21 protein-coding genes are annotated in these 22,315 nt (G+C 61.8%); 11 read left to right on the forward strand and 10 right to left on the reverse strand.

Annotation, left to right across the window (positions count from 1 at the left end):
• Positions 1-63 precede the first annotated feature (63 nt).
• Positions 64-984, forward strand: a complete 921-nt coding sequence (locus tag U0O11_RS08140) for a glycine betaine ABC transporter substrate-binding protein (protein ID WP_043333667.1) — start codon at positions 64-66, stop codon at positions 982-984.
• A gap of 125 nt (positions 985-1,109) precedes the next feature.
• Here the strand turns inward: U0O11_RS08140 and U0O11_RS08145 are convergent, their stop codons facing one another.
• The 5 genes from U0O11_RS08145 to U0O11_RS08165 form a co-directional block, all read right to left on the reverse strand.
• Positions 1,110-1,781, reverse strand: a complete 672-nt coding sequence (locus U0O11_RS08145) for an RluA family pseudouridine synthase (RefSeq protein WP_324692417.1) — start codon at positions 1,779-1,781, stop codon at positions 1,110-1,112.
• An 82-nt stretch (positions 1,782-1,863) separates the two neighbouring features.
• The gene (locus tag U0O11_RS08150) at positions 1,864-2,391 is read right to left on the reverse strand and encodes a hypothetical protein (protein WP_324692418.1); all 528 of its coding nucleotides are present in this window, start codon (positions 2,389-2,391) and stop codon (positions 1,864-1,866) included.
• A 302-nt stretch (positions 2,392-2,693) separates the two neighbouring features.
• Positions 2,694-3,344, reverse strand: a complete 651-nt coding sequence (gene pdxH / locus U0O11_RS08155; RefSeq protein ID WP_043333565.1) for a pyridoxamine 5'-phosphate oxidase — start codon at positions 3,342-3,344, stop codon at positions 2,694-2,696.
• Positions 3,345-3,414: 70 nt separating this feature from the next.
• Entirely contained in the window at positions 3,415-3,789 is a 375-nt protein-coding gene (locus U0O11_RS08160) for a branched-chain amino acid transporter permease (protein WP_324692420.1), read from the reverse strand.
• Positions 3,786-4,673, reverse strand: coding sequence for an AzlC family ABC transporter permease (locus U0O11_RS08165; RefSeq protein ID WP_324692421.1), 888 nt, complete (start codon positions 4,671-4,673; stop codon positions 3,786-3,788). Before U0O11_RS08165 ends, U0O11_RS08160 begins: the two co-directional genes overlap by 4 nt.
• Before the next feature lie 339 nt (positions 4,674-5,012).
• Here U0O11_RS08165 and U0O11_RS08170 point away from each other — a divergent pair, with 339 nt between their 5' ends.
• Positions 5,013-5,771, forward strand: a complete 759-nt coding sequence (locus tag U0O11_RS08170; RefSeq protein ID WP_324692422.1) for a cytochrome b/b6 domain-containing protein — start codon at positions 5,013-5,015, stop codon at positions 5,769-5,771.
• Between the two features lie 124 nt (positions 5,772-5,895).
• On the opposite strand, the gene U0O11_RS08175 is transcribed toward U0O11_RS08170, so the two are convergent.
• The 4 genes from U0O11_RS08175 to U0O11_RS08190 form a co-directional block, all read right to left on the reverse strand.
• A complete protein-coding gene (locus U0O11_RS08175) occupies positions 5,896-6,333 on the reverse strand; it encodes a c-type cytochrome (protein ID WP_052384539.1) in 438 nt (145 codons plus the stop codon).
• 333 nt (positions 6,334-6,666) lie between these two features.
• Entirely contained in the window at positions 6,667-7,074 is a 408-nt protein-coding gene (locus U0O11_RS08180) for a DUF2069 domain-containing protein (RefSeq protein ID WP_043333570.1), read from the reverse strand.
• Entirely contained in the window at positions 7,075-7,707 is a 633-nt protein-coding gene (gene wrbA, locus U0O11_RS08185; protein ID WP_324692423.1) for an NAD(P)H:quinone oxidoreductase, read from the reverse strand. It lies immediately after the preceding gene.
• Between the two features lie 78 nt (positions 7,708-7,785).
• Positions 7,786-8,145, reverse strand: coding sequence for an arsenate reductase family protein (locus U0O11_RS08190; protein WP_324692424.1), 360 nt, complete (start codon positions 8,143-8,145; stop codon positions 7,786-7,788).
• A 105-nt stretch (positions 8,146-8,250) separates the two neighbouring features.
• Here U0O11_RS08190 and U0O11_RS08195 point away from each other — a divergent pair, with 105 nt between their 5' ends.
• From U0O11_RS08195 to smrA, 6 genes are all read left to right on the forward strand, one after another.
• On the forward strand, positions 8,251-9,534 hold the full coding sequence (locus U0O11_RS08195) for a YihY family inner membrane protein (protein WP_324692425.1): 1,284 nt from the start codon (positions 8,251-8,253) through the stop codon (positions 9,532-9,534).
• Positions 9,535-10,078: 544 nt separating this feature from the next.
• Positions 10,079-11,212 (forward strand): spermidine/putrescine ABC transporter ATP-binding protein PotA, encoded by a 1,134-nt coding sequence (gene potA, locus U0O11_RS08200; protein WP_324692426.1) that lies wholly within the window; start codon positions 10,079-10,081, stop codon positions 11,210-11,212.
• Positions 11,209-12,090, forward strand: a complete 882-nt coding sequence (gene potB, locus U0O11_RS08205; protein ID WP_324692427.1) for a spermidine/putrescine ABC transporter permease PotB — start codon at positions 11,209-11,211, stop codon at positions 12,088-12,090. Before potA ends, potB begins: the two co-directional genes overlap by 4 nt.
• Positions 12,087-12,869 (forward strand): spermidine/putrescine ABC transporter permease PotC, encoded by a 783-nt coding sequence (gene potC, locus U0O11_RS08210; RefSeq protein ID WP_324692428.1) that lies wholly within the window; start codon positions 12,087-12,089, stop codon positions 12,867-12,869. Before potB ends, potC begins: the two co-directional genes overlap by 4 nt.
• Position 12,870: 1 nt before the next feature.
• Positions 12,871-13,947, forward strand: coding sequence for an ABC transporter substrate-binding protein (locus tag U0O11_RS08215; protein WP_324692429.1), 1,077 nt, complete (start codon positions 12,871-12,873; stop codon positions 13,945-13,947).
• A gap of 155 nt (positions 13,948-14,102) precedes the next feature.
• A complete protein-coding gene (gene smrA, locus U0O11_RS08220) occupies positions 14,103-14,744 on the forward strand; it encodes a DNA endonuclease SmrA (protein ID WP_324692430.1) in 642 nt (213 codons plus the stop codon).
• A gap of 125 nt (positions 14,745-14,869) precedes the next feature.
• Here the strand turns inward: smrA and U0O11_RS08225 are convergent, their stop codons facing one another.
• Entirely contained in the window at positions 14,870-15,427 is a 558-nt protein-coding gene (locus U0O11_RS08225) for a hypothetical protein (RefSeq protein WP_324692431.1), read from the reverse strand.
• A gap of 267 nt (positions 15,428-15,694) precedes the next feature.
• Here U0O11_RS08225 and U0O11_RS08230 point away from each other — a divergent pair, with 267 nt between their 5' ends.
• The 3 genes from U0O11_RS08230 to U0O11_RS08240 all read left to right on the forward strand — a co-directional run bounded on the left by U0O11_RS08230 (position 15,695) and on the right by U0O11_RS08240 (position 22,214).
• Positions 15,695-17,722 (forward strand): BCCT family transporter, encoded by a 2,028-nt coding sequence (locus tag U0O11_RS08230; RefSeq protein ID WP_324692432.1) that lies wholly within the window; start codon positions 15,695-15,697, stop codon positions 17,720-17,722.
• 457 nt (positions 17,723-18,179) lie between these two features.
• Entirely contained in the window at positions 18,180-19,913 is a 1,734-nt protein-coding gene (locus tag U0O11_RS08235) for a BCCT family transporter (RefSeq protein WP_324692433.1), read from the forward strand.
• Between the two features lie 636 nt (positions 19,914-20,549).
• Positions 20,550-22,214, forward strand: coding sequence for an AMP-binding protein (locus U0O11_RS08240; protein ID WP_442872648.1), 1,665 nt, complete (start codon positions 20,550-20,552; stop codon positions 22,212-22,214).
• Positions 22,215-22,315 lie beyond the last annotated feature (101 nt).

Raw genomic sequence — 22,315 nt, forward strand, 5'->3', positions numbered from 1 at the left:
CACGCGTTTTTCGACAGACGTGCTTCGATAAACAATGAGTAAATTCGAATAAAGGGGAAAATGATGAACAAGCAAGATGCCTCCCGCACTACCTTGAACGTCACCGCGAAGATGAATGCCGCCACCAAGGCATTGCTGCTCGGCGCTGTCATGTCCTCCTCACTGGCCGGGGCGAGCGCCGTGTATGCCGCCGGTGACAAGGGCGATGTGACGCTGGCCTACGTCGAATGGTCCTCTGAAGTCGCCTCCACCAATGTGGTCAAGGCGGTGCTCGAATCACAGGGCTACAACGTCGAACTCAAGGCGCTGTCTGCGGCGGCGATGTTCCAGGCGGTCGCCTTCGGCGATGCCGATGGCATGGTCGGTGCGTGGCTCCCCACCACCCACGAAGACTACATGGCCAAGATCGCCGACAAGGTCGACGACCTGGGCGTCAATCTCGAAGGCACCAAGCTCGGGCTGGTCGTGCCGTCCTACAGCAAGCTCGAGACCATCGATGACATCAAGACCCACGCCGAGGATATCGATGAGCGCATCGTCGGCATCGAGCCGGGCGCAGGTCTGACGCGTCTGACCGAGCAGGTGCTTGAGGACTACGATCTCGAGGACATCGACCTGACCACCGGCAGCGGGGCGACCATGACCGCCGCGCTGAGCAATGCGATCAAGGGTGAGCGTGAGATCGTCGTCACTGGCTGGACGCCGCATTGGATGTTCGCCCGCTGGGACCTCAAGTACCTGGATGACCCGAAGGGGGTCTACGGCGGTGCCGAGGAGATTCACACCCTGGCGCGCAAGGGACTCGAGGAAGACATGCCGGAGGTCTACGCGATTCTCGACAACTTCGCCTGGACCCCGGCTGACATGGGTGAAGTGATGCTCAACAACCAGGAAGACGACGCTGACCCCTACGAAACCGCCAAGGCGTGGGTGGAAAGCCATCAGGATATCGTCAAGGAATGGTTGCCGGCCGCGGCTGAGTGATGCCTGGCGTGACTCACTGAGTCATGAATGACGAAACGCCCCCACAGGGTCTCCTGTGGGGGCGTTTCGTTGTGTGCCTGCAAAAGACGCGTCGCTCACACTCGGCGGGCTCAGGACAGACTGGCTTAGAACGGACAGGGACTGCGCACTTCCATGCGCTCACCGCTCACCGGGTGATCGAAGCTGATCATCTCGGCATGCAGCATCAGGCGCTCGGCCATGAAGTAGGCCTCATCCGTCGCATAGAGGTCGCAGCCCAGGATCGGATGGCCGATCTGCTGGCTATGGATACGCAACTGATGCGTGCGGCCTGACACCGGCGTGAACTCGACTCGCGTGCGCGCCGGATTCTCCAGGCGTTCGATGACGCGGAAATCACTGATGGCGGTCTTGCCGGTCTCGTGGCAGATCTTCTGCAGCGGGAACTGATCGACGTCCTTGGCGATGGGCAGCGAGATGCGCCCGCTGTCCTCCTCCAGATGGCCATGCAGGATCGCGGTGTAGGATTTGCCGATGTTGCGGTCCTGAAACTGGCGGGTCAGGTTGCCGTTGGCTGGCTTGTTGAGCGCGACCAGCATGATGCCCGAGGTGCCGAAATCCAGCCGATGCAGCAACTTGGCACTGGGGTATTCCTTGACCAGGCGATGATGCAGCGAATCCAGATTGAGCGGATGCTTGCCGGAAAGGCTGAGCAGGCCACTGGGCTTGTGGATCAGCAGGATGTCATCGTCGGCGTACAGCACCGCGTAGGTTTCGTGGCAGACGGGAACGATGAACGGGTCGGCTTGTGGCTGCATAAGGGCTCGTCAGTGACGTCAGGGAATCGGGGCGAAACGGCAAGGGCGCAAGCGCTGGCGCGGTCTAGAGCACTAAAGTGGTCTAGAGCGAGATATCCTGCCAGTGATACTCGTACTCGTCGTCCTCACCATCCTCTGGCGCACGACCGATGAAGAGGCTGGCGGTAAAGGCGCGCACGAAGATCACCTGGCTGCCATCCAGGGCGGTCAGCAGCTCACCCTTCTTGAGCTTCTTGATCTTGCGCTTGCGAGCCGCGGCAGCATCACGCGCCGCGCGGGTGTCGGCGCGCCATTGGGCGGCAATCTCACCGGGCGCCGTCGACTGTTCGAGCAGCTCTTCCGGGCATTGCAGCGGAATGTCTGGCGTGCCTTCGTCACGAATATGGTATTCCCAGCGGCTGGAGTCACCATTCTTGGGGGCCTGCATCAGGTGCTGGCGAATGAAGGTATGGCCGTGAGGGTGCTCCAGCACGGTATACAGCACATTGCCGACCACGGCGTGATCGACCAGCGAGATGCCATGACTGTTGGACGGCGTATAGCCGGCCAGCAGACGGTCTACCAGTGTCTGACGTGCCACCTTGGGGGTGCCGCTGTCATCCCAGGCCATGAAGCCTCCAATCTGAGCGTGTCTGGCATCGCAGGCCATGTCGGATACGCTATGAAGGGCGCAGGCTGACTGGCGTTCGAGAGGCCGAAAGGGCGGCCATTGTCCGGCTTGTGTCCAGCAAGGGCAAGTCGCTGACCGCGCGAATCTGCACCGTGGGGTCTCAAGGGATAGCGCAATCGATAGCAGTAGCGGCACCCGGACGGTAACCCGAACGGCAACGAAAGAGGCCCCGCATGAGCGGAGCCTCGAGAAGAGCGCCTGTTGTGGCGCAGACTGGCTATCGGCACAGACTGGCTAGCGGGTCAGGGCGCCAGCAGTTGCTTGTGCCATTCGCCGTCTTCCGTGTCCAGGCGCTGGTAGCGCACGCGATCGTGCAGGCGCGAGGGCTGCCCCTGCCAGAATTCGATCATCTCCGGCACCACGCGATAGCCGCCCCAATGCTCCGGACGCGGCACCTCGGTGGTGGCATAGACCTGCTCGAAGCGACCCTGGCGCTCGCTGAGCCACTCGCGATCGGGAATCTCGACACTCTGCTGAGAGACCCAGGCGCCCAGCTGGCTTTCCTTGGGGCGTGAGGCGAAGTACTGATCGGAGGTGGCATCCGCGACCTTCTCGACGCTGCCTTCGATGCGCACCTGGCGCTCCAGCGCGGGCCACCAGAAGGTCAGCGCAGCGAAGGGCACATTGGCCAGTTCGCTGCCCTTGTGGCTCTGATAGTTGGTATAGAAGATGAAGCCTTCACTGTCGCAGCCCTTGAGCAGCACGATGCGCGCATGCGGCTTGCCCTGGCTGTCGACGGTGGAGAGCGTCATGACATTGGCGTCGTTGTCATCGGCGGACAGGGCGCTGGTCAACCACTCCTGAAACAGTTCGAAGGGTTCCAGCGGTGTGTTCGCAAGGCTCAGGCCATCACCGGAATAGGTTCTGCGCACATCGGCGATATCGCGGTTCATGGTGGGCTCCCTTGATGAATTGCTCATGTAATGACATGACTGTGACCGCTCACGTGCTGGATCGCAAGCCTCAGACCCCGCCCAGCTGCAGCCACGCCATGTAAAGCCCGGTGCCGACGGCAATCGAGAGCAGCGCATTGCGTCGCCACAGATGCAGTCCCGCCACGCAGAGGGCCGCGACCAGCATGCCGGCGCCCTCGGCGTTCTCAAGCCAGCTTTGCCAGGCCGAGATGCGGTGCGCGGACTCTGACATGTCAGGCAATTGCATGGCCGACAGCGAGACGATGATCAGCACGACCATCACGATGGCCGGCAGATAGCGGCCCATATGCAGAATCAGCGGATGGGCCGAATGGCGGGAAAGAAACACGAAGGGCAGCGCGCGCGTGGCGAAAGTCGCACCGGCTGACACGGCGATCAACAGCAAGGCCTGCAGGGTCGTCATGGGGTGGTGTGCTCCGAGGCTTGATTGTGCTCAGTCTGGCGCGCGCCAGACTTGCCTTGATGATGATCGTCACGAGGGGCAGGCGTGACGTGTGGCTGATGTTTGCCACGCTGGTAATGATACTGCCCGAGCAGGAGAGCGCAGGCTGCCGCGATGCTGCCCAGCAACAGCTGATCTTTCGGCAGCAGCCACAGGCCCGCGAGCGTGACCAGCAGGCCGAGCATGAAGGGCCAGCGCTCGCGCAGGGCGAACCACTGTTCGATGCCCAGCACCACGAACAGCGCCGTCAACGCGAACTCGATGCCGCTGCTGTCAAAGCTGAGCTGTCCGGCTGCCAGACCCAGCAGCGTCCCCAGTACCCACCAGGATTGGTTGAGGAAGGTGATGCGCAACATCAGGCGCTGGTCATCACGGCGCGCCACGGGATCATCGCGTTCGCCGCTGCGTGGCAGGCTGGCCAGCAGCGAGTAGGTTTCATCGGTCAGCCCGAAGATGAGATAGAGCTTGCCAAGGCCCGCCGCGCGGAAGCGCTCCAGCAGCGACAGGCCATAGAATAGGTGGCGCGAATTGAGCAGCAGCGTGGCCACGAAGACCTCGGTAATGCCGGCGCCTGCACCGAGCAACGCTACCGCCAGGAACTGGCCGGCCCCGGCCAGGATGACCAATGACATGAGAAGGCCCAGCCATGGACTCAACGGCAGCTGGGTGAACAGCACGCCGAAGGCAGCGCCCAGCGGGATATAGCCGAACATCACCGGCAGGGTCTGGTTGAGTGCCTGTTGCCATAGGTGACGACCGCTGACTGGCTGCCGGGGAGGCGAGCCCGCACCGGCGGTGTCGTCCCGGGAGGCGTGCGAGGTACTGGCCGTGGAAGGCGATGACATGGCGAGAGTTCCGTTCTGCGCAAGCGGGGTGAAGATGGGCGAGACATGCAGAGGGCCTTCAAGAGGCCGAGTCCCCACAAGCCGCAGATAATCTACGCAGCATATAATGTCATCAAGTGTCAGGCGATGCTGCCAAGGTGGCAGCTGGCAGTGGAAAGTGCTGAATCAGCGCTTTATTGCTGATATTTCACATGTCTCATGGCGGCACGGCCGATTGATTTGCCGCGAGTCGCCAGGCCACGGCCACCTATACTGGTCTGTGGCCGCTCGTTGGCTGCATATCGCTGCCTGAACGCGTGTCGTGCCATCAAAGGTTCATTCGCTGAGGGAGTCATCAGGATGAGTTCGAACCGATCCCGCAAGTCCTCGTCTGAGACGCCGCTTCTTGATCAGGGCAAGCCTTCGCCGCTGCGCAGTGTCGTGATCTGGGGGCTGGCCATCCGGCTGTTTCACTTGCTGCTGATTCTGGCGATCATCGGCATGTGGTACACCGCCGAGGTGGGCGCAGGGCTCGATTTTCCGATGGTCTGGCACGCACGGTTGGGATATTGCGTGATCGGGCTGGTGGTGTTTCGAGTCATCTGGGGGCTGGTGGGCAGCGGGCATGCTCGCTTCAGCCGCTTCGTGGCGTCACCGCGCACGACCTGGCGCTACGCCGCTGACTTTCTGGCGGGACGCGCGCCACGCCATGCAGGCCACAACCCCCTGGGGGGCTGGATGACGCTGACCATGTTGCTGGTGCTGGCGATTCAGGGATCGAGCGGGCTGTTTCTGACCGATGACCTGCTGTTCGAAGGGCCCCTGCATGACCGGGTCCCAGCGAGTGTCGCCGAGGGGCTGGCCTGGGTGCATCACACCAATATCACGCTGCTGTGGGGGCTGATCGCCCTGCATCTGATGGCCATCGTCTGGCACGGCCTGCGCGGTGAGTGGTTGATCTGGGCGATGGTACATGGCCGCAAGCATTTCAGGCGCGATGAATCGGTAGTGGATGAGGGCGAGCCAGTATCACCTTCAGGGACACGCAGGTGGCTCGCACTGGGGTTGGCGATCGGCATTGCCGTTCTGGTCATCTGGCAGGGGTCGCAGTTGCCGTAAGCTCTGCTCACTCTCACTCATGCTTTCGCTCTCACTTTCGCCCTCAAGTATGCCAATACGCCAAAGCGCCGCCACGAGCAATCTCATGGCGGCGCTTTGGCGTATTGACGGAGCTTCGGCTATATCAGTCAGCGCGATACTGCTGATGACAGCCCTTGCAGGTCTTGGCTGTCTCGACGAACTGGCTGCGCAGGGCGTCAAGGTCCTGACTGGCGGCGGCGTCAGCCAATGCCCGGCTCTGGGTCATCAGCGCCTCTGCACGCTTGTCGAAGCCTGCACGGTCGCTCTCTATCTTGCTCAGCGCGTCGGTATCACCGTCGTAGGAGCCGGCGATGAAGCCTTCCCATGGCATCTGCGCCAACAGCGCCAGTCGCTCGGCGCGGGTGCGAAACTCCTCGGCATCATAGTCCTGCTTGCCCTTGACCATCGCGCCCATCGGACTGAACTGCCATGCCAGCGTCTGGAAGACTGCCTGGCGATACTGGATGGCATCTTCCGTCTTGTCAGCCAGTGCCGCAGGCGACGCCAACAGGCTGGCAAGCACCACGCCAGCCGCCAACACGCCAGTGATCAGGCAGTTACGCGCTACGCCCTCAGGGCGGTGGCACGATATCCCCGCAGGGCGGTAGCGCGATACGCCCGCAGGGCGTGGAAAAGACAAGTGTGTTGTCAGGCCGATCATGGCAAAGCCTCGCTGTGGTTAACTCGCAAAGCCGATACAGCATGGGCGGCTCGCGATGGTTGAGGAGACACGCTGGAAGAAGCGGTGGGTAGCGGTGGGGAAAGCGGCAAGCCGCCGTGGGAAGGCGCAAACCGATACCCGCCATTCTGGTCGCCTATTTTAGTCGAACAAAACGCGACGAGAAGGGCGGGCAATGGAGAGGCCAAGACTTGATCAGGCCTGCGGCTGACGCTTGAGGTTGCGCGAGCGGAAACGGGCGTAAGCCATGCTGGAAATGAACAGCCCCAGCGCCGCCAGTGCTTCCAGGACGCCGATGACGGCGTGGCCAGGCACACTGGCCAGCATCACGCCCTGCATGATGTAGAGCAGGCTGACGAAGGCCAGCCAGACATGACCACGTGCCCGGCGGGTGATGATGGCGGGCAGAAACAGTGCGATGGGCAGCAGGCGGATCAACAGCGGCAGCAGGCCGCTGTTCTCGCTCTGCGCCATCAGCTGAATGCCGCCGATCAGCAGCAGCAGGGCGACGGCCGCAAAACTTGCGATCACACCCCGGCGGCTCTTGGCTTCGAGCGTGTCGAGGCCCTGCTCACGTTCCAGTCGTTCAAGCCAGGCGCGCATCTATTTCGTCTCCCTGAGAGGTTGCATGGCCAGTGCCAGGCGAGCGATACGCTTGCCTTGCGCCAGTGCCAGGCGCTGTTCGTTGTCATCGACATCGTTGTCGCCACGCTTGCCGCTGACGTGGGTCGTGCCGTAGGGCGTGCCGCCCTGGGTGGTCTCGAGCAACTCGGTGGCGCTGTAGGGCACACCGGCATACACCATGCCATGATGCAGCAGCGGGATCAGCATGGTGATCAGCGTGGTTTCCTGACCGCCATGCAGAGAGCTTGAGGCGCTGAAGGCGGTGGCAGGCTTGTCGATCAAGGCGCCGTTCATCCACAGCTCGCTGGTGGAGTCCAGGAAGTACTTGAGCGGCGCCGCCATGTTGCCGAAGCGGGTCGGGCTGCCCAGCGCGAGGCCCGAACAATGACGCAGGTCGTCCAGCTCGACATACATGGCCCCTCTGTCGGGGATTTCCGGCTCGGTCTGCTCGCAGGTGGCCGAGATCTCGGGCACGCGGCGCAGGCGTGCCTCGACACCGCTGATGGACTCGATGCCGGCGGCGATCTGCTCGGCCAGCGTGCGGGTCGCACCATGGCGCGAGTAATAGAGGACGAGGACGTACGGCGTCGCGTCGGGGGTCGTTGCGGACATGAGCTTCCTCAGGTGGATGACAATCTATCGAAAGGGGCAAGCGCGGCGCTTGCGTGAGCACACCCTGTCATCAGGGGATCAGGCGTCGCTCAAAAGCACCAACACATCTTCGGGCGGGCGACCGATGACGGCACGGGTGCCATCATCGAGAATCGGCCGCTGCATCAATTTCGGCGTTGCGGCAATCGCGTCAAGGCGTTGCGCATCGCTGGGGTCTACAAGGCCCAGTGCATTCCACTCGGCTTCGTTCTCGCGGGTCAGAGCCCGCGCGCCGCCTTCCACTCGGGCGGCCAGGGCCTCGAGCTGCTCACGATCGAGGGGATCTTCCAGGTAGCGGACGGTCTCGAAGGCATCGCCCTCGAGGCGCGCGGTCAAAAGCGCCAGTGTTTCCCGTGACTTGGAGCAGCGTGGGTTATGGTAGAGTTTCAATATTGACATGACTGTCTCCGTTTCCGGACAGGTGATGGGTTTCACGCAAGCGCTACTGGCCATGGCCGGCGGTGGCGAATGAATCAGGCACGCATTGTAGAGGGGCGCACAAGAATGCCACAACTGCCAGGGATCTCGCGGGTCATGCCCGCCATCGGCGTCATCCTCAAGCTGGTATCACGTTTCAACTATCACGACGGCAAGAAGACCGCGTCGGCACTGACCTATACGACGCTGTTCGCCATCGTGCCTTTGATGACGGTCATCTATGCGATGTTCGCCGTCATTCCGAGTTTCGACGGCGTGGGCGACCAACTGCAGACCACGGTGTTCTCCCAGTTTCTGCCCTCGACCGGCGCCACGGTGCTCGAATATCTCAACGAATTCTCCGGTCAGGCGCGCAATCTGACCTCGGTGGGTCTGATCTTCCTGTTCGTGACCTCGGTGATGATGATGATCACCATCGAAGGCGCCTTCAATGCCATCTGGCAGGTGCCGGAAGGGCGCAAGGGACTGTCGAGCTTTCTGATGTACTGGGCCGTCCTGACGCTGGGGCCGCTGATGCTGGGCTCGGGCTTTTTGCTGTCGTCCTTTCTGACCTCGCTGTCCTTCTTCGACTCGGCCGCCGAGATGCTGGGCGGCAAGGCCCTGTTGCTGCGTCTGTTGCCGCCGCTGTTGAGCGCTGCGGCCTTCACCTTCATCTATGCCGCGGTGCCCAACTGCAAGGTTCGCCTGCGTGACGCCGCTGTCGGCGCGCTGACCACGGCGCTGGCGCTGGAGCTGGCCAAGGCGGGCTTCTCGCTCTACGTGACGCATTTCCCGTCCTATCAGGCCATTTACGGCGCCTTCGCGGCCGTGCCGCTCTTCCTGCTGTGGGTGTTCCTGTCCTGGTGCATCGTGCTGCTGGGGGCGGAAGTCGCGGCCTGGATGGGCGAGCGCTCCAATGCTGACTGGCATCGCTGGCCGCCGTTCTGGCAGACCCTCGGCGCCGTGATGCTGCTCAAGGATGCCCATGAGCGCGGTGAGCCGCTGTCCGATGATCGCCTCACGGAAGTGCTGGGCAGTCGTTATCGCCGTGTGCTCAAGCCGCTGATCGCCGAGAACATCGCCAGCCAGACCCAGGATGGCCAATGGGTGCTCGGGCGTGATCTCAGTCAATACTCGCTGTGGGAGATGGCGCACGCCTTACCGTGGGAACTGCCGGCCGGCGAGGCGGGCGAAGCGCCGCATCCGCGCCTGGAACCCCTGCGTGAGGCGCTGGCGTGTGCACGTGCCGCCGAGAAGGAGCGCATGACCTGCGGTCTGGTCGAGGTGCTGCCTAGTGTCGGTGAGGTGGGTGATGAGGCCATGACTCAAGAAGAAAAAGACCCGCAAGATCCGCAGCTTGCGACTTCCTGAGCGGCATTGGAACGCGATTGCAAGGTGACAGCCTGAAGCCGAATGGGCAGAATGCGCACCCTGTGCCGTCTGCTCATCCCGACGGGGGTTGAGGCGGATGCCGATGCCCCGATATCGAAAGCGATAACGCCAATGAAAAGGCCCGACACCTGTTCGGGCCTTTTCCTTTGTCTCTCGCACATCAACCTGAAGCGCTTGCCTGCCTTGCCGCAATTCGGCTCGCACGCTGGAAAGCCTGACTGAGGGATGAGCGAGGTAAGGGTGAGGCGTGGTCGAGGCATGAGTGAGGCAGGTCAGCTGGCGGCGGCTCGCTAGGCAGACACGCAAGTGAAAGGTTGGCATGCCAGACTGGCGACGGCGCCTTCCCGCTGTCTGATGTGATCTTTGCGCGACCTGTGCGCCAGCGCCAAAGCGAGCGGCGATAGCTGGCAGTCAGCCGGTGGCCAGGCACGATGGAATTGACGATGTGGCGTGCCAGTCCCTGGCACGCCTGACATGCATGAGGGCGCTGTTCGCGGTGCCCGCTGGAGGTGACAACCCGCCGATGAAAAGCTCTGCTCCTGAGAAGACCCCGCTGGTCAAGCTGCGTGGCATTGCCAAGACCTTTGGTAATCGCAAGGTGTTGGACAGTCTTGACCTGGATTTGAACGATGGTGAGTTCGTCACGCTGCTGGGCCCATCCGGTTGCGGCAAGACCACCGTGCTGAGAATGATCGCCGGCTTCGAATCGCCGGATGTCGGCACCATCACGCTCGAGTCGACGGTCTTGCATGAGCGTCCCGCTCATCAGCGTCCGGTCAATACCGTCTTCCAGAGCTATGCGCTGTTTCCGCATATGAATCTCTACGACAACGTGGCCTTCGGGCTGCGCATGGAAAAGGTCGCCAAGGCCGAGATTCATGAGCGGGTGCGCGAAGCGCTCGAGATGGTGCAACTGGCCCATCTGTCGGACCGCCGCCCGGACCAGCTCTCCGGCGGGCAGCAGCAGCGCGTCGCGATTGCCCGAGCCGTGGTCAAGCGCCCCCGCGTCCTGCTGCTGGATGAGCCGCTGTCGGCGCTGGATTACAAGCTGCGCAAGCAGATGCAGAACGAGCTCAAGCGTCTGCAGCGTCGCCTGGGCATCACCTTCGTGTTCGTCACCCACGATCAGGAAGAGGCGCTGTCGATGTCCGATCGCGTGGTGGTGATGCGCGAGGGCGGCATCGAGCAGATCGGCACGCCGCGTGAGGTCTATGAATCGCCGAGCACGCTGTTCGTGGCGCGCTTCGTCGGTGAGATCAACCAGCTGGCGGCGCAGGTCGTGCGCCCCGCGGCTACGGCCGGGCGCATCGAGATCATGCTGCTCGATCAGACGCTGGAACTCAGCAGCCATGGCCGCACCTATCAGGGCGGAGAGGCGGTGCAGGTGTTGCTGCGCCCGGAAGACATGCGACTCAAGGGCGCCGAGGACAGCGAAGGTTTCCCTGCGCGTGTCATCGAGCGCAACTACAAGGGCATGACCCTGGACACGGTGCTGGAGCTGGACAGCGGTCAGCAGTTGTTGGCCAGCGAGTTCTTCGACGAGGATGACCCTGACTTCGATTACCGCCTCGGCGAGCGCGTGCGCGTCAGCTGGGTACCGGACTGGGAGATCATCCTGCCCGATGATGAGCCGGCCGTGACGGGGGCGGGTGCATGAGTCTGGTGCGCAATCCCTTCAAGACCGCCACCCTGACCATCATCTGGGGCTGGCTGATCCTCCTGGTGCTGGCCCCGACGCTGCTGGTGGTGCTGGTCAGTCTGATGCCAGAAAACACCGGCCAGCTGCTGGGCGGTGAGCTGTCGCTGAGCACGCTGTGGCAGGGCTTTCTGACCAACTATGGCCAGATGATCAGTCCGGTGTACCTGAGTGTCTTCGGCCATTCGCTGTGGATCGGCCTGATCACGACGCTGATCTGTCTGCTGCTCGGCTATCCCTTCGCGTGGATGATCTCGCGGGCCAGCCCGCGCCTGCAGCCCTTGCTGCTGCTGTTGGTGATCATTCCGTTCTGGACCAACTCGCTGATCCGCATCTATGCCCTGCGCACGCTGATCGCGACGCGCGGGCTGCTCAACGACGTGCTGATGAATCTCGGCCTGATCGATGCGCCGCTGCGGCTGCTGTATACCGAGGAGGCGGTGATCGTGGGGCTGGTCTACATGCTGCTGCCGTTCATGATCCTGCCGCTGTATGCCGTCTTCGAGCAGCTGAGCCGCCCGACGCTGGAGGCGGCCCGCGACCTTGGCGCCAATAGCCTGGCCACCTTTCGCCATATCGTGCTGCCGCTGACCATGCCGGGCATCATCGCGGGCGTGCTGCTGGTGTTCCTGCCGGCGATGGGCATGTTCTATGTCTCAGACCTGCTGGGCGGTTCGCGCCATCCGCTGATCGGCAACATCATCAAGGGCCAGTTCCTAGAGGCCAACAACTGGACCTTCGGCGCGGCGATCAGCGTGATGCTGACGCTGGTGATGGCGTTCCTGCTGCTGGCCTATTACCGCAGCGTCAAGCTCTTCAAGCGTGAGGTGACCCTATGAAGGCGAGCGCCGCGCTGCGTTGGTTCAGCCGCTTTTATCTGACGCTGATCTTCACGCTGTTGTATGTGCCGATCCTGGTGTTGATCGGCATCTCGTTCAATGATTCACGCAACCCCTTTGTGTGGGGCGGCTTCAGCCTGCGCTGGTACGACAAGCTGCTGGGCAATGGCAATCTGATGGAGGCTGCGCTCAATACGCTGTGGCTCGGGGTGACGGCGGCGACGCTGGCGACCCTGATCGGCACGCTGACGGCCACCGCGCTTTATCGCTATCGCTTCCGCGGCAAGCCGCTGCTCAATGGCATGCTGTTCACGGTGATGATGATGCCGGACATCGTGATGGCGATCGCCTTCCTGGCGCTGTTCATTGCGTTGGGTATCCAGCTGGGCTATTTCTCGCTGCTGGTCTCGCACGCCACCTTCTGTCTGCCGTTCGTGGTGATCACCGTCTATTCCCGCCTGACGGGCATCAACCCGCAGTTGCTGGAAGCGGCGCGTGATCTTGGTGCCAGTGAAGCCCGCGCCGTCTGGCACGTGCTGGTACCGGCGCTGATGCCGGCGATCGCTTCCGGCTGGCTGCTGAGCTTCACCCTGTCGCTGGATGATGTGGTGATCTCGACCTTCGTTACCGGGCCGACCTTCGAGGTGCTGCCGCTGCGCATCTACTCGATGGTGCGACTGGGGCTCAAACCTGAAGTGAATGCATTGGCAACCCTGCTGTTGGGGCTGTCGCTCTGTCTGCTGTTGATTTCACAGTTGTTGCTCAAGGAGAAAAAATAACATGCAAGGTACCCGTTTCCCGCTGCGCGCCGCTGGCCTGATGGCTGCCGTCAGCCTGGCTTCCGTGGCCACATCCGCTCCCGTTCTGGCCGTGGATGACAGCGACAAGGTCCTCTACGTCTACAACTGGACCGAGTACATGCCCGATGAGGTCATCGAGCGCTTCGAAGAGCAGACCGGCATCGATGTCGTCTACTCCACCTTCGATTCCAACGAAGCGATGTACGCCAAGCTCAGGCTGCTGGACAGCGACAACAGCTACGACCTCGTCTTCCCGTCGACCTATTACATCGACAAGATGGCACGTGAGGGTCTGCTGCAGAAGCTGGATGTTAGCAAGCTCGACCATTTCGAGGACCTCGACCCGAATCTGGTCGATCGTGACTTCGACAAGGGCAACCAGTACAGCGTGCCTTACATGTGGGGCAGCGCCGGTATCGGTTACAACCCGGACTATGTCGAAGAGGGCGCACTGACCAGCTGGAACGATCTGTGGAATGACAAGTATCGTGACAAGCTGCTGCTCTCCAACGACATGCGCGAAGTCTTCCATGTCGCACTGGCAAGCCTCGGCTTCAGTGGCAACACCACGGACCCGGACGAGATCAAGGCGGCCTACGAGAAGCTGACCCAGCTGATGCCCAACGTGCGTGCCTTCAACTCCGATGCGGCGCGCGTGCCCTTCATGCAGGGCGAGGTCGATGCCGGCCTGATCTGGAACGGAGAGGTCTATCAGGCCAACCAGGAAGGCGTGCCGGTCGAGTATGTCTATCCCAAGGAAGGCATCATCCTGTGGATGGACACCATGGCGATTCCGTCCAATGCGCGTCACGTCGATGCGGCCTATCAGTTCATCGATTACCTGATCAGCCCGGAAGTCAGCAAGGAAATCAGCGAGTACGTGGGTTACACCACGCCGAGCCTGGCGGCCAAGAACATGATGGACCCGGAAGTGCGTGACAACCCGGTGGTCTTCCCGACTCAGCAGGATCTCGCCCGCGGCGAATTCCAGACCGATGTCGGCGATGCGCTGTCGATCTATCAGAAGTACTGGGAGCAGCTCAAGACCGGGCATTGATCCGCCCTTGAGGCGTGATGACGCAAGAAATCACGTCAGCGACTTGAGCTGAACCGACGCCCCGAGGCATGCTCTGTCTCGGGGCGTCGTCATTTGTCGACCTTGGCTGCGCGCTCCACGTAATTGACACGTCCTGGTGAAGACTGGAGGGTGCCATGTCACGTTTTTCCCCTGCAATGATGTCGTCGGCGCATGCCCGTGAGTTGAGCAGTGCCGAGGCGGATGATCTGTTCAGTCGTGAGATGCAAGGCGTTGCTCCCCTGACGCGCGGCAAGGACCGCGCCGATGTCACCACGGCCCGCAAGGGCCCCAGCGAGGCTCAGCTGGCACGGCGTGAAGACGCGCAGAAGACCCTGGGCAACGAGCTGGACGGGCTGTCCGACAGCTACGTGGAGCATCTCTCGCCGCATGACCCGGTCGAGTTTCGCCGCGATGGCATCCAGACCGGTGTGCTGGTGCGCTTGCGCCAGGGCGGCTACCCACCCGAGGCGCAGCTCAATCTGATGCGTCGTCCGCTCATCGAGTGTCGGCGTGAGGTGCATCGCTTCATCCAGGACGCCTGGCGCAGCGAGTTGCGTTGCCTACTGGTGATTCATGGCAAGGGACGTGACAGCGAATCGCATGCCGCCTTGATTCGTGCCTACCTGGTGCACTGGCTGGAGCAGATGCCCGAGGTGCAGGCCTGGAGCAGTGCCACGCCGCGCCATGGTGGGCTGGGGGCAACGCTGGTGATGTTGCGCAAATCCCACGCGGCGCGTGACAACAACCGCGAACGGCACCAGAAGCGGCGCGGCTGATCGCCACGAGCAGCAAATCCCGCAAGCAGGCGAACCCGTAACAAGCAGACAGACACAAGAAAGCCCCGCCAGGCCGCGATCATCGCGAGCTGGCGGGGCTTTTTCATGCTCATGGCTCAAGCAGACTATTGCACGCTATAACCGCGACCGGTGAAGCAGGCACTCAGCGCGCGGCGATAAGTGTCTGCGTTGCTGGCGGTCACGGGCGGCGCCGCGGAATTGGCTTCGGCGCCACTCTGCTGATTGGCCCAGCGATGGCACTCATAGCGATCACGCGCTTGCTGGTCTTCGCTCTGGCCCTTGGTGGGGTAGGCGATGACATCGACCGCCGCGGCCGTGAGTGTCGCCTGAGCGGGGGCCTGGACGGGCAGGTACTGCTGCTGGCTCTCTTCCCACAGGTAATAGGTGCCTGCCGCCAGGAAATACAGCGTAGCGCCCACCCAGACACCGCGCGCCCCTGCGGGCAGGCCATGACCGTGCCCCGGGCCACCCGGTGCCCAGCGAACCAGCCGATCGGGCTCACCATGCCCGATCACGATGTCGGGGCCTATGTAGCCCGGCCCATCGAAGCGCCCATGCCCCGGGCCCGCCATGGCGGACGCGGTCGGCAGGGCACTCAACAGGACGAGAGACAGCGCGAGCGCGCGCAGGGGGCCCTTGCCGGAATGGCGATTGCGACTCATGCGTTTACTCCTGTGTGACCAGCATGGCATTTGAGTGTGCCGATGACGTTAGGTGCCAGCGTGCAAGCATCAAGAAAACAAATGGCATCCTGCGCCATGTGTGCGCCGAGAAGTTGGACGGTAGTTGGACAAGACATTGGTCATGTAGGCATCAGGTGATATTATTCGCGCGCAATCTAATCATGTTTTTTCATTATAGTGTTGTTTGCCAGCAGGGCGCCGAGACAGCTCACGGCGTCTCTCCCGGTCACTCACAAGGAAATCTCCATGCGCAATACCCCTGCAGCGGGCGGTGGCGAAGATGCCAATGCCGAGCCGCGCACCGGCTTGTTTGCCAAGGTCAACCCGCCGGTCTTCTTCGGCGCGAATGCCATCATCCTGTTATTGGTGATCTTTACCGCGGTGTTCTCGGACACGGCCATGTCCGTGTTCGAGTCGGTCCAGCATTGGATCACCAACACCGTGAGCTGGTTCTACATCCTGTGCGTGGCCATCGTGCTGATCTCGGTGGTGTATGTCGGATTCTCACGCCATGGCGAGATTCGCCTGGGGCCGGACCACTCACTGCCGGACTACAGCAACGTCACCTGGTTCGCGATGCTGTTCTCGGCGGGCATGGGCATCGGTCTGATGTTCTTCGGCGTGGCCGAGCCGGTGATGCACTTCCTGAATCCGCCGACGGGCACCCCGGAGCAGGTCGAGACCGCGCGTGAAGCGATGAAGCTGACCTTCTTCCACTGGGGGCTGCATGCCTGGTCGATCTACGCCATCGTCGCGTTGATCCTGGCCTACTTCAGCTATCGCCATGACCTGCCGTTGACGCTGCGCAGTGCCTTGTATCCTCTGATCGGCAAGCGCATCTACGGCCCCATCGGCCACGCGGTGGACATCTTCGCCATCGTCGGCACCGTCTGTGGTGTCGCCACCACGCTGGGCTACGGCGTGGCACAGGTCAATGCCGGACTCTCGCACCTGACCGGCATGCCGAACAATGACTGGACCCAGGTTGCGATCATCGTCGTGATCACCGGCCTTGCCACCATCTCGGTCGTGACCGGCCTGGACAAGGGCATTCGCATCCTGTCCGAGATCAACCTCGGCCTCGCCGTGGTGCTGTTGCTGTTCGTGCTGCTGCTCGGCCCGACGGCCTTCCTGCTCAAGGCGTTCGTCCAGAATTCCGGCTTCTACATGGCGGATATCGTCGGCAAGACCTTCGAGCTCTACGCCTACGAACCCAATGACTGGATCGGTGGCTGGACGCTGCTGTACTGGGGTTGGTGGATGTCCTGGTCTCCGTTCGTCGGCATGTTCATCGCGCGTGTCTCGCGTGGCCGTACCATCCGGGAATTCGTGATCGGCGTGCTGTTCGTGCCGGCCGGTTTCACCCTGCTGTGGATGACCATCTTCGGCAACACCGCCATCTCGATGATTCTGGAGCAGAACGTCACGGCGCTGGTCGATACCGTCAACGACAACTATTCGCTGGCCCTGTTCACCTTCCTCGAGCAGCTGCCGCTGTCGTCCATCACCTCGGTGATCGCGTTGGTGATGGTCATCGTGTTCTTCGTCACCTCGGCGGATTCCGGCTCGATGGTGGTCGACATGCTGGCCTCCGGTGGTCGTGAAGACACCCCGATCTGGCAGCGTATCTACTGGGCCTTCGCGGTGGGTCTTTTGGCCATCGTGCTGATGCTGGCCGGTGGGCTGGGGGCGCTGCAGACCGCCACCATCGCCACCGCCTTGCCGTTCGGCATGATTCTGCTGGCCGCGATCTTCGGCTTGCTGCGTCAGCTCAATCTCGAGTCCGTCAAGCGCCGCTCGCTGTCGGTGAACACCGCAGCCGCGACGCCGATGGGCGAGAAGGGCAACTGGCGCAAGCGTGCCCAGCACCTGATGAGCTTCCCGACGCGCGCCATGGTACGTGGCTTCCTGCGCGGCACTGTCGCGGAAGGCATGCAGGAGCTGGCCGAAGAGCTGCGTAGCCAGGGACTGGAAGTCGACGTCACCATCAGCCGTGATCGCGTCTACTTCAATGCACGCCATGGTGAGGAAGATGACTTCATCTACGGCGTGCGCATTCGCTCTCACCTGCGTCCGGACCTCAATCTGGATCAGGAAGACGAGGGGGATGAAGAGGACTACTGTCGTGCCGAGGTCTTCCTCAAGGAAGGCGGTCAGTCCTATGACCTGATGGGCTACAGCAAGGACCAGGTCATCAATGATCTGCTCGAGCAGTACGAGCGTCATATGCACTACCTGCACCAGCTGCGTCTGAGCCAGTCCGTCGGTCAATGATCCGAGCGGGCAGTCAGTGACGCTTCACGCGTCGTCATGACACGAAAGCCCTTGCGGAGAGATCCGCAGGGGCTTTTGTCTGTCTGGATAAGACAGGCCGGTCTAGGTGGAATGGAAAGTGCATCTGTCGAGAGACGCCGCGACCTGAAGTCTCGTTTTCTCAGCTCAGGCATTAGCTCTGCTTATCCAGACGACGTCGAGATCTTATTTGTCTCGCAAGCGGGGGCCCTCTAGCATGGATTCTTCCCACAAAGTCGTATACCGGCGGGGACCAGATGACATGCCGTGGTGGTGTCTCCTGCCAGGGTTCTCGCCCATGACTGACCGAAGGTGAACGCGATCTGCCCGCAATGTCTCCATGACGCCTGAGGTTCTCTGAGCCCCGGTATCCTCTGTGATGAACAACGATACCGGTGTCATGGAAAACGATAATAAAAACCCGTCACGAGGTAGAAACATGCTGAAAGGAAAGGAACTGGATGCACTGATCGAGCAGCGAGGTGTCCTGAAAGGACTCAACTCGACGCTCGGTATCACCGCAATCACCATGACCGTGTTCTTCATTCTCTATGCGATTCTGTTGGGCAAGACGGCCAGCGATCAATTTCTGGGCATCAAGTCCTGGATAGAGAGCACCCTGGGCTGGTACTACGTGCTGGTCATGTTCTCGACCTTCGTGGTCTGTCTTTACGTGATGTGTTCGCGTGTCGGCAAGATTCGGCTGGGGCGTGACGATGAACGCCCCGAGTTCAGCAACTTTGCCTGGTTCTCGATGCTGTTCGGCTGCGGCACCGGCGCGGGCATGTTGTTCTTCTCGATGTCCGAGCCCATGATCCATTTCGCGAGTGACTGGAGCGGGGGCAATCCGTTTCTGAGCGCTGACATCAAGGCGGCTGTCGCTGCCTTCTTCGAGGCCAAGCAGGCAGCCCTGGCAAGTGGGCTCATGCCGGGGGACGAAGGCTTCCCGGTGCCTGACAGCCGGGTCGCGGAAGCGGCGGCCGGTGGCATCAAGCTCACCGTCTTCCACTGGGGGACGATTGCCTGGGCCATGTATGCCATCGTCGGGCTGTCACTGGCCTATTTCGCCTTCCGCAAGGGGCTGCCGCTCTCGATGCGCTCGGCCCTCTATCCGCTGATCGGCAACCGGATCTACGGGCCCATCGGACATACCGTCGATATCCTGACCGTATTCGGCACCATCTTCGGCATCGCCACCACGCTCGGCCTGGGCGTCGAGCAGATCGGCTCCGGCCTGATGTCGCTGGGTCTCATCGAAGAGAAGTCGCGCATGGTGACCGTGGTCTCCATCGTGCTGATCAGTGCCATCGCCACTCTGTCAGCGACCAGCGGCGTGGCACGTGGCATCAAACTGCTTTCCACCTTCAATACCTGGGTATGTCTGGGCATCCTGGCCTACTTCCTGCTGGTAAGCGATGCCAACTATCTGATCCCGAGCTCCATCACCGCGCTCGGGGATTACCTCACCGATGCGGTCTCGATGACACTGTGGACGGCGCGCACGCCGGACGAGCGAGTGTGGCAGGGCGGATGGACCATCTTCTACTGGGGCTGGTGGATCGCCTGGGCCGGTTTCGTCGGCATGTTCATTGCCCGTATCTCGCGTGGCCGGACCATCCGTGAATTCATTCTCGGGGTGATGGTGATCCCCTCCATCGTGGCGCTGGTCTGGTTCGGGGTCATCGGCTCGGCGGGCATCTACCAGTCCCTGTACGGGGCCGACATGGGCATCTACACGGCTGCGGTCACCAACTGGGATTATGCCGGAACCCTCTACCACTCATTCGAGGTGCTCACACCCGGCATCGCCGCAACCGTAGCCAAGGTGGCGGCGCTGGTCGTGGTGATCATCTTCTTCGTCACGTCTGCGGATTCCGGCACCCTGGTACTGGGACGCCTGTTGGCCTTCGGTCGTCGTCCTCCGGTTCAGCAACGCATCATCTGGGGCATGATGCTGGGCGCCGTGACCTTGATCCTGCTGTTGCTGGGGGGGGATCAGGCGCTCAAGTCCCTGCAGGCCGCCTCGATCGCCGGCGCCTTGCCGTTCACCTTCGTATTGATCGCCATGATGATCGGGTTGTTGAAATCGCTGCGCGAGGACGGAGAATCGATGATCGAGAACGAAGAGCATATCCGCAAGATGATCGAGAACGAGGTCCGCGACCTCTCTTGAGTTGCCGTTTGCCAGATGTATGCGTCTGGTGTGCAAGACATGAGGCCTCTGCCCCTGGGCAGGGGCCTCGTTGTTTCTCGCTGTCGGGTGAGAAGGTGAGGTCTCGTTCATCCACGTCAGCGATTTTCCGGCTTTTATACCAGGGCTGTTTACCTTTATGGGCTCAGGGCTGTTTTCCTGCTTGGGCTCAGGGCTGTTTCCTGCTCCAGAGCAGGCCTGCGCATGTCACCAAGGTCGCAAGGCAATATCAAACGTACGTATGTTCCAATGCTGGAAGGTCCATCGATTCCGCCAACGGCGCGCAGCATGGGTTTGCGGCTATGCTGTCGACAGTGAAGAGCCCACAGGCTGACACCCACCCGACGGAGCCCTAGCCGCGCCTCACCACGCAACTCACCACGATGCCTTACGACGTAGTCTCGCGACGACGTCTTGCAACGACGTCTACAACAACAAGGTAGCGGGGGCAGTGACGCCGAGTGCCCCACGTACTGATCAAGGAGCAACGCCATGCATGATCCCCTAGCGGCTCGACCCGATGAGTCAGGCAAGTCCACTCCCGATCCCACTACAGAACCTTCCCGCGTGGCAGATGCCTCGTCCGACGCGTCAGGAGCACAGCCAACGGCAGGCGACATGAGTGGCATGTCGTGCCTGCGGTCTTCCCGGGAGGTGGATTTCAGCGGCTACGACTCCCTGATGGACATGCTGGAGAAGGCCTGCTCGGCGCATGGCGAGCGTCCTGCCTTTACCTGCATGGACCGCACCATGACGTTTGCGGAGCTGGATGCCACCAGTCGTCAGCTGGCGGACTGGTTCCAGCATGAGACCGACCTCAAGCCGGGCGATCGGGTCGCCATCCAGCTGCCCAATACGCTGATGTTTCCGGTGGTGGCCTTCGCCGTGCTGCGTGCAGGCCTGGTGCTGGTGAATACCAACCCGCTGTATACCGAACGTGAGATGGAGCATCAGTTCAATGATTCCGGCGCACGAGCGTTGGTGGTGCTGGCCAACATGGCGGACAAGGTCGAACGCGTGCGGGAGCGCACTGGCCTCGAGTACGTGCTGGTCTGTGAATTGGGCGACATGCACCCGGCCTTCAAGCGGCTCTTGATCAACACCGTGGTCAAGCACGTCAAGAAACTGGTGCCGAGCTATCACCTGCCCGATGCCATCCCGCTGCGCACGGCCATCTCGCAGGGCAAGGCCGAGCGCTGGGAGCGGCCGACACTGGCACTCGATGATGTCGCTGTGCTGCAGTACACCGGCGGCACCACCGGGGTCGCCAAGGGCGCGATGCTGACTCACCGCAACCTGCTCGCCAACATGCTGCAAGGCAAGATGGCTCTCACGCAGGGCTTGAATCCCGGCCATGAGACGCTGGTGGCGCCGCTACCGCTCTATCACATCTACGCCTTCACCATTCATCTGGCCTGCATGCTCAGTGAAGGCAATCACACCCTATTGATTCCCAATCCGCGCGATATCCCGGGCTTCGTCAAGACGCTGCAAAAGCACGACTTCACGATGTTCGTCGGTCTCAATACGCTGTTCGTGGCGCTGTGCAACAATCCCGGTTTCCAGGCACTGGACTTCTCGAAACTCAAGATCACGACCTCGGGGGGCGTGGCGCTGACGCGCAAGGCGGCAGAAGAGTGGAAGCGGATCACCGGCAGTGATATCTCCGAGGGCTACGGCATGACCGAGACCTCACCGATCGTGTCGTTCAACCCGCTGGATGCCATTCAGCTCGGCACCATCGGTCGGCCCATGCCCTCCACCGAGGTGCGCCTGTATGACGATGAGGGTGCGCTGGTTGCGATGGGGGAGCCGGGCGAGCTGTGCGTGAAGGGGCCGCAGGTGATGAAGGGCTACTGGCAGCGTGAGCAGGCAACGAAAGACAGCTTCACTGCCGATGGCTTCCTGCGCACCGGTGATATCGCGGTCTTCCAGGACGATGGCTATATGCGCATCGTCGATCGCAAGAAGGACATGATCATCGTCTCCGGCTTCAACGTGTATCCCAATGAGGTCGAGGACGTCATCGTGCGTCACCCGGACGTGCTTGAGGCTGCCGCTGTCTCGGTGGTGGATGAGCGCAGTGGTGAGGCGATCAAGCTGTATGTCGTGCTCAAGGACGGCGCAGAGCTCGAGACGGACGCGCTGCGAGACTGGTCGCGCAAGGAACTGGCCAGCTACAAGGTGCCGCGTCAGGTGGTCTTCATTGACGAGCTACCCAAGACAAACGTCGGCAAGGTGCTCAGACGTGAGCTGCGCGACTCGCCGCCGGAATCTGCCTGACCTTGGCTTTGATTTCTCCCTGGGTGACAGCCTTAAGACGGTTCGAAGAAATGAACCGTAAACGCAGACCGTCAACACAGCCCTGAAATACGGTCCTTGAA

Origin of the sequence: Cobetia sp. D5 (genome assembly GCF_035666195.1) — a bacterium.
Classification (GTDB): Bacteria; Pseudomonadota; Gammaproteobacteria; order Pseudomonadales; family Halomonadaceae; genus Cobetia; species Cobetia amphilecti.

What these genes read in the sequence shown, in the direction of transcription:
- wrbA (WP_324692423.1), bottom strand. Translation starts at nt 7,707, where the DNA reads ATGTCCGCAACGACCCCCGACGCGACGCCGTACGTCCTCGTCCTCTAT.
- potB (WP_324692427.1), top strand. Translation starts at nt 11,209, where the DNA reads ATGAGTCTGGTGCGCAATCCCTTCAAGACCGCCACCCTGACCATCATC.
- U0O11_RS08160 (WP_324692420.1), bottom strand. Translation starts at nt 3,789, where the DNA reads ATGACGACCCTGCAGGCCTTGCTGTTGATCGCCGTGTCAGCCGGTGCG.
- U0O11_RS08190 (WP_324692424.1), bottom strand. Translation starts at nt 8,145, where the DNA reads ATGTCAATATTGAAACTCTACCATAACCCACGCTGCTCCAAGTCACGG.
- pdxH (WP_043333565.1), bottom strand. Translation starts at nt 3,344, where the DNA reads ATGAACCGCGATATCGCCGATGTGCGCAGAACCTATTCCGGTGATGGC.
- U0O11_RS08225 (WP_324692431.1), bottom strand. Translation starts at nt 15,427, where the DNA reads ATGAGTCGCAATCGCCATTCCGGCAAGGGCCCCCTGCGCGCGCTCGCG.
- U0O11_RS08165 (WP_324692421.1), bottom strand. Translation starts at nt 4,673, where the DNA reads ATGTCATCGCCTTCCACGGCCAGTACCTCGCACGCCTCCCGGGACGAC.
- U0O11_RS08240 (WP_442872648.1), top strand. Translation starts at nt 20,550, where the DNA reads ATGAGTGGCATGTCGTGCCTGCGGTCTTCCCGGGAGGTGGATTTCAGC.
- U0O11_RS08180 (WP_043333570.1), bottom strand. Translation starts at nt 7,074, where the DNA reads ATGCGCGCCTGGCTTGAACGACTGGAACGTGAGCAGGGCCTCGACACG.
- U0O11_RS08140 (WP_043333667.1), top strand. Translation starts at nt 64, where the DNA reads ATGAACAAGCAAGATGCCTCCCGCACTACCTTGAACGTCACCGCGAAG.
- U0O11_RS08145 (WP_324692417.1), bottom strand. Translation starts at nt 1,781, where the DNA reads ATGCAGCCACAAGCCGACCCGTTCATCGTTCCCGTCTGCCACGAAACC.
- U0O11_RS08195 (WP_324692425.1), top strand. Translation starts at nt 8,251, where the DNA reads ATGCCACAACTGCCAGGGATCTCGCGGGTCATGCCCGCCATCGGCGTC.
- potC (WP_324692428.1), top strand. Translation starts at nt 12,087, where the DNA reads ATGAAGGCGAGCGCCGCGCTGCGTTGGTTCAGCCGCTTTTATCTGACG.
- potA (WP_324692426.1), top strand. Translation starts at nt 10,079, where the DNA reads ATGAAAAGCTCTGCTCCTGAGAAGACCCCGCTGGTCAAGCTGCGTGGC.
- U0O11_RS08215 (WP_324692429.1), top strand. Translation starts at nt 12,871, where the DNA reads ATGCAAGGTACCCGTTTCCCGCTGCGCGCCGCTGGCCTGATGGCTGCC.
- U0O11_RS08170 (WP_324692422.1), top strand. Translation starts at nt 5,013, where the DNA reads ATGAGTTCGAACCGATCCCGCAAGTCCTCGTCTGAGACGCCGCTTCTT.
- smrA (WP_324692430.1), top strand. Translation starts at nt 14,103, where the DNA reads ATGTCACGTTTTTCCCCTGCAATGATGTCGTCGGCGCATGCCCGTGAG.
- U0O11_RS08235 (WP_324692433.1), top strand. Translation starts at nt 18,180, where the DNA reads ATGCTGAAAGGAAAGGAACTGGATGCACTGATCGAGCAGCGAGGTGTC.
- U0O11_RS08150 (WP_324692418.1), bottom strand. Translation starts at nt 2,391, where the DNA reads ATGGCCTGGGATGACAGCGGCACCCCCAAGGTGGCACGTCAGACACTG.
- U0O11_RS08230 (WP_324692432.1), top strand. Translation starts at nt 15,695, where the DNA reads ATGCGCAATACCCCTGCAGCGGGCGGTGGCGAAGATGCCAATGCCGAG.